The sequence below is a fragment of the Streptomyces sp. N35 genome (assembly GCF_016464295.1).
Classification (GTDB): Bacteria; Actinomycetota; Actinomycetes; order Streptomycetales; family Streptomycetaceae; genus Streptomyces.
This window is the reverse complement of sequence record NZ_JAEIMH010000094.1, coordinates 1-5,465: the sequence shown is the minus strand read 5'-3', so window position 1 is coordinate 5,465 and position 5,465 is coordinate 1. Positions and strand designations below refer to the sequence as shown.

Annotated in this window: 6 protein-coding genes and 1 pseudogene; 4 read left to right on the top strand and 3 right to left on the bottom strand. The window is 71.0% G+C overall.

Annotated elements, in window-relative coordinates; translation table 11 throughout:
- The first annotated feature begins 141 nt into the window (after positions 1–141).
- The 4 genes from JAO81_RS35250 to JAO81_RS35235 all read left to right on the top strand — a co-directional run bounded on the left by JAO81_RS35250 (position 142) and on the right by JAO81_RS35235 (position 3,020).
- Positions 142–1,062, top strand: a complete 921-nt coding sequence (locus JAO81_RS35250; RefSeq protein WP_199552068.1) for an ABC transporter ATP-binding protein — start codon at positions 142–144, stop codon at positions 1,060–1,062.
- A gap of 134 nt (positions 1,063–1,196) precedes the next feature.
- Positions 1,197–1,934, top strand: coding sequence for an ABC transporter permease (locus JAO81_RS35245; RefSeq protein WP_199552067.1), 738 nt, complete (start codon positions 1,197–1,199; stop codon positions 1,932–1,934).
- A gap of 39 nt (positions 1,935–1,973) precedes the next feature.
- Positions 1,974–2,387 (top strand): hypothetical protein, encoded by a 414-nt coding sequence (locus tag JAO81_RS35240; protein ID WP_199552066.1) that lies wholly within the window; start codon positions 1,974–1,976, stop codon positions 2,385–2,387.
- Positions 2,388–2,483: 96 nt separating this feature from the next.
- Positions 2,484–3,020 carry a hypothetical protein gene (locus JAO81_RS35235; RefSeq protein ID WP_199552065.1) on the top strand — a complete coding sequence of 179 codons (537 nt, stop codon included), beginning with the start codon at positions 2,484–2,486 and terminating at the stop codon, positions 3,018–3,020.
- Between the two features lie 147 nt (positions 3,021–3,167).
- Here JAO81_RS35235 and mug read toward each other — a convergent pair whose 3' ends face one another.
- The 3 genes and pseudogenes from mug to JAO81_RS35220 all read right to left on the bottom strand — a co-directional run.
- Complete coding sequence (mug, locus tag JAO81_RS35230) at positions 3,168–3,719, bottom strand: G/U mismatch-specific DNA glycosylase (RefSeq protein WP_199552064.1); 552 nt, start codon at positions 3,717–3,719, stop codon at positions 3,168–3,170.
- A gap of 16 nt (positions 3,720–3,735) precedes the next feature.
- On the bottom strand, positions 3,736–5,169 hold the full coding sequence (gene purB, locus JAO81_RS35225; RefSeq protein ID WP_199552063.1) for an adenylosuccinate lyase: 1,434 nt from the start codon (positions 5,167–5,169) through the stop codon (positions 3,736–3,738).
- Positions 5,170–5,266: 97 nt separating this feature from the next.
- Positions 5,267–5,465, bottom strand: a pseudogene (locus JAO81_RS35220) (hypothetical protein); the annotation flags it as partial.

Below are 5,465 nucleotides of genomic sequence, written 5' to 3'. Positions count from 1 at the left end.
CCCCGCCGCGGGGCCCCACGCCGGCCACCCGCCACCAGGGGGACCGGCAGCACGGCGAGAAACAGCGGCCCCCCCGTGCGGGGGAGGGGATCCCCACTGCCGGGGGAGGTCACGGAGCCGCCGTTTCCCGAGGCTGGAGCCATGACAAGCATCGAGGTCGCAGCACTCACCAAGGAGTACGGCAGCACCCGCGCCGTCGACCAGCTCACGTTCACCGTCGCGCCCGGCAAGGTCACCGGATTCCTCGGCCCCAACGGCGCCGGGAAGTCCACCACCATGCGGCTCGTCCTGGGCCTTGACCGCCCGACTTCCGGTACGGCCACGGTCGGCGGCCGCACGTACGCCTCGCTCACCGATCCGCTCCGCGAGGTCGGCGCCCTGCTCGACGCCCAGAACGCGCACGCCTCCCGCACCGGCCGCAACCATCTGCGCGCTCTCGCGGTCAGCAACGGTCTTCCGGTGCGGCGCGTCGAAGAGGTCCTGGCGGAGACCGGCCTGGCCTCCGCGGCCGGCCGCCGCATCAAGACGTACTCGCTCGGCATGCGCCAGCGCCTCGGCATCGCCGCCGCCCTGCTCGGCGACCCGCCCGTGATCATGCTGGACGAGCCGTCCAACGGGCTCGACCCCGAAGGCATCATCTGGATCCGCGAACTGCTGCGCCGCCTCGCCCGTGAAGGCCGCACCGTCCTGGTCTCCAGCCATCTGATGAACGAGACGGCCGCCTTCGCCGACCACCTTGTCGTCCTCGGCCGCGGCCGGCTTCTGGCGGACACCCCGATGCGCGAGTTCCTCGACGAGCACAGCCGCGCCCGCGTACGGGTGCGCAGCACCGAGCAGACGAGGCTGCGGCAGGTCCTGGTCGAGCAGGGATACGTCGCCGAGTTCACCGAGGACGGGAAGCTCACCGTCGAGGACGCCAAAGCCGAGGACATCGGCGCGCTCGCGGCCCGCGAAGGCGTACCGATCCTCGAACTCGCCGACGAGCAGGCCTCTTTGGAGCAGGCCTATCTCGCCCTCACCGCGCAGGACACCGAGTTCGCCGCGGCCCCCGCCCGCCCCTGACACCGACCGACGCCGACCGACCGACGCCGACCGACCCAAGCCGACCGTCCGACGTCAGCCGAACCGACGTCAGCCGAACGGACGCCGGCCGAACCGACGCCGGCCGACCGACTCCCCGCCGAGGAGACCTCGCCATGACCACCCCCGCCGTCCTGCGCTCCGAATGGATCAAGATCCGTTCCGTACGCGCCAGTTGGGGCTCCCTGCTCTCCGTGCTGGTCGCGACCCTCGCCATCACGCTGCTCGCCTTCCCGTTGATCGGCCAGGCCGAGGCCGACAATCCGGACTACGACGCGCTGTTCAGCGCCTTCTACGCGATCAACTTCGCCCAGATCGCGGCCATCAGCTTCGGCGCCACCGCGTTCTCCTCCGAGTTCGCCCACGGTGCGCTGCGGGTCTCGCTCGCCGCCGTGCCGCGCAGAGGCCTCTTCTACGCGGCCAAGACCGCGGTGATCGGGGCGGCGGCACTGGTCCTCGGCCTGGTCACCTCCTTCGCCACGTTCCTGGTCGGCCAGCTCTTCATGGGCGAGTACGCGCTCGGCCTGGGCGACGAGGGGGCGCTGAGCGCCTGCGTGGGCGCCGGTGTGTACCTGGCGCTGATGGCGCTGTTCGCGAGCGGTCTCACGGCGCTCCTGCGCAGCGGCGTCGCCGTCCTGAGCCTGCTGATCCCGTTCGTGCTGATCGTGGGCTTCGTCATCGGCGATATGAACGCGGGCGTCGCCGAGTTCCTGCCGGACCGCGCCGGCCAGGTGGTGCTGCACTCCGACTACGACGGCAGCCTCGGCCCCTGGCCGGGACTGGGTGTCACCGCACTGTGGGCGGCGGCCGCGGTGGGCGCCGGGTGGTGGGCGGTACGGCGCAGGGACGCCTGAGCGGCGCCCGTTGTCAGTGGCGGTTGCTCTACTGGACGTATGACCGCCGCACCGCGGCCCGAGCCGCACCCGCCGACGAGCTCCGAAGTGCGTCTGCTGCACGCTCAGTTGGCAGCGCTGGATCTGCTGTGCTCCCACGTCCTCGACACGGAGCACGGCGGCTCCGGCCCCGGCGCGTGCGGACCGGGTTACCGCATAGCCGAGCTGGCACGCGAGGCGGCGCAGGCCGCCCACGATGCACTCGTGGTCCCGCTCACGAAACGGTGGGGCGAGCCGGTGCGCCTCGAACTGCGGGACTTGGCAGGGGAGATACCCGAATCCTGGGCTTTCCTCGCCACCCTGGTGGCCGAGGTCGACATCTGGCGCACCCGCGACCGCCGGCTGGCACTCGGCGTCACCCGCGACGAGCCCGCACGACTCCTGGCCCTGGTCACCACCGCGGACCCGCCCTAGGTGTGCTGTCCCGGCACGTTGGTGACAACACCCCTGGGGCATCTCGTTCCGATCATCGTGCGGACCGCGCGGTGTGGGCTTCGATAGTGTCGCCGTATGCAGGTTCGATTGATCGGCGCCAATCCGTTCCTGACCCTCTACCTTGACGGGCAGCCGGTCGCGTACGCGTCTGTCTGGCGGGTGGATTGGTCGGAGCGGGGCTGTGGCCATGCCCTCGTGTATGGCGACGCCGAGCGGGTTCGGGTGATCGGCCCGGATCCGGACCTTGGCCGGTGGCTGGCGACATCGTTCAACCGCTATTTCGCGGATGTGACGGCTGGCTTGCCCTGGCGCGAGCCTCAGGTGGAGTCGGCATCCCTCGACTGGAGCCTCGACCTGCGCTCCGGTCTGCGGGCGGCGGCAGGGGGCATCGAGGTCGTGGTGGCCGATCCCCTGGACCGCCAACTGACTCGCAACGACACGTATGACCTGGGCGGCGAGCCGAACGTGCTGTCCACGGTGTGGATGCCGTGCCGCACAGGTTCGATCTCGGTCGATGGACGCCGTGTCGAGGGCCTACCGCGGATCACTCAGGATCCCCTGTATTCATCGGCCGCGATTGCAGACGCCGAGGTTTGGTGCCGACCGGGCTAGGGCCCTTCTTTCGATCACCTCCCGGTGATCCCTCCAGCGGCCACCTCGCATCGGCGTCCGGTCCGGGGGCAACGGCTCGATCCGCGCCCACTGCGCAGCAGTCAACGACACACCGGACCAACGATCTGATGATCCAAACGAAACGCCCTAGGCCTCCCCGGAAGCCGCCTCCCGCAGCCGCGCGAACTCCTCGGCCATCGTCTGGGCCGTCCAATGCGCGTTCAGACCACTGGGGTTGGGCAGCACCCACACCCGGCTCCCGCCGATCGTCCGCTCCTGCGGTCCGATCTTCGCGGTGCGCTCGCCGAACGCCGCCCGGTACGCGGTCACGCCCACCACCGCGAGCCACCGGGGCGCGAGCCGCTCGACCTTCGCCTCGAGGATGCGCCCGCCCGCCACGTACTCCTGGGGCGTCAGCTCATCGGCCCGCGCCGTGGCCCGCGCGACGACATTGGTGATGCCGAGCCCGTACGAGAGCAACTCCCGCTGCTCGCAAGGGTGCAGCTGTCGCGGGGTGAAGCCCGACAGATGGAGCACGGGCCAGAACCGGTTGCCCGGGCGGGCGAAGTGGAAGCCCGAAGCCGCCGTCAGGAGGCCGGGGTTGATCCCGCAGAACAGCACACGAAGACCGCCCGCCACCACATCGTCGACGATGCGGCCGCGGGCGGCCTCGAGCTCAGCGCGGCTGTACCGGGTCATGCGTGGCTGTACCCGGTCAGAGGATCGCGCCGGGGGTGTACGCGGCGGCCTCGGGGTGCTGCTTGACCAGCGCGTCGATCCGGCCGACCACGACACCGACCTGGTCGGCGGCCGCACCCGTGAACGACAGCTTGTCCGCCATCAGTTCGTCCAGCTGCGCGCGGTCCAGCGGGATCCGCCCGTCGGCGGCCAGCTTGTCGAGCAGCTCGTTGCGCTCGGCGCCCTGCTCACGCATCGCGAGCGCGGAGGCGACCGCGTGCTCCTTGATGGCCTCGTGCGCGACCTCACGGCCCACGCCGCCGCGCACCGCGCCCATCAGGACCTTGGTGGTGGCGAGGAAGGGCAGGTAGCGGTCAAGCTCACGGGCGACGACCGCGGGGAACGCGCCGAACTCGTCGAGCACCGTCAGGAAGGTCTCCAGGAGACCGTCGAGCGCGAAGAACGCGTCGGGCAGCGCAACCCGGCGCACCACCGAGCAGGAGACGTCGCCCTCGTTCCACTGGTCACCGGCCAGCTCGCCGGTCATCGAGGCGTAGCCGCGCAGGATGACCATCAGGCCGTTGACGCGCTCGCAGGAACGGGTGTTCATCTTGTGCGGCATCGCCGACGAGCCGACCTGGCCCGGCTTGAAGCCCTCGGTGACCAGCTCGTGCCCGGCCATCAGACGGATGGTCTTCGCGAGCGAGGACGGGGCGGCCGCGAGCTGCACGAGCGAGGTGACGACCTCGTAGTCCAGGGAGCGCGGGTAGACCTGGCCGACGGAGGTGAAGGCCTGACCGAAGCCGAGGTGCCCCGCGATGCGCTGCTCCAGATCGGCCAGCTTCGCGGCGTCGCCGCCGAGCAGGTCGAGCATGTCCTGGGCGGTGCCGACGGGGCCCTTGATGCCGCGCAGCGGGTAGCGGCCGAGCAGCTCCTCGAGACGGCCGTACGCGACGAGCAGCTCGTCGGCGCCGGTCGCGAAACGCTTGCCGAGGGTGGTGGCCTGGGCGGCGACGTTGTGCGAACGGCCTGCCATCACCAGCTCGCCGTACTCGGCGGACAGCTTGCCGAGCCGGGCGAGGACGGCGACGGTACGGTCCCGCATCAGCTCCAGGGAGAGCCGGATCTGCAGCTGCTCGACGTTCTCCGTGAGGTCACGGGAGGTCATGCCCTTGTGGACGTGCTCATGTCCTGCGAGGGCGTTGAACTCCTCGATCCGCGCCTTCACGTCGTGCCGGGTGACCTTCTCGCGCTCGGCGATCGAGCCGAGGTCGACCTGGTCGAGCACGCGCTCGTAGTCGGCGAGCGCCTGCTCGGGCACCTCGATCCCGAGGTCCTTCTGCGCACGCAGGACGGCCAGCCAGAGCTGACGCTCGAGCTTGACCTTCTGCTCGGGGGACCACAGGGCGGCCAGCTCCACGGAGGCGTAGCGGCCGGCCAGGACGTTCGGGATACGGGGCTTCACAGTCACAGTCGGTCATTCTACTGGCCGAACCTGCAGCTCAATCCGCCCGCCCGATTCGGCGGAAGCTACGAAGGCCCCCGGCGCCAACGAAGGCCCCCAGCGCCTACGAAGGCGCCCCGGTGCCGTCCATTGCCCCGGTGCCGTCCATCGCCCCCGTACCGCCCATCGCCCGGGTGCCGCCCAGGTCGAACGGCAGCAGCTCGGCCCGCTTGGCCGGCCGCCCGTCGCCGGAGCTGCGGCCGGTGAGCCGGCGGGCGATCCACGGCAGCAGGTGCTGCCGGGCGGAGCTGGTGGGGGGGGGG

Coding starts and splice junctions, on each gene's coding strand:
- JAO81_RS35250 (WP_199552068.1), top strand. CDS start 142: ATGACAAGCATCGAGGTCGCAGCACTCACCAAGGAGTACGGCAGCACC.
- JAO81_RS35245 (WP_199552067.1), top strand. CDS start 1,197: ATGACCACCCCCGCCGTCCTGCGCTCCGAATGGATCAAGATCCGTTCC.
- JAO81_RS35240 (WP_199552066.1), top strand. CDS start 1,974: ATGACCGCCGCACCGCGGCCCGAGCCGCACCCGCCGACGAGCTCCGAA.
- JAO81_RS35235 (WP_199552065.1), top strand. CDS start 2,484: ATGCAGGTTCGATTGATCGGCGCCAATCCGTTCCTGACCCTCTACCTT.
- mug (WP_199552064.1), bottom strand. CDS start 3,719: ATGACCCGGTACAGCCGCGCTGAGCTCGAGGCCGCCCGCGGCCGCATC.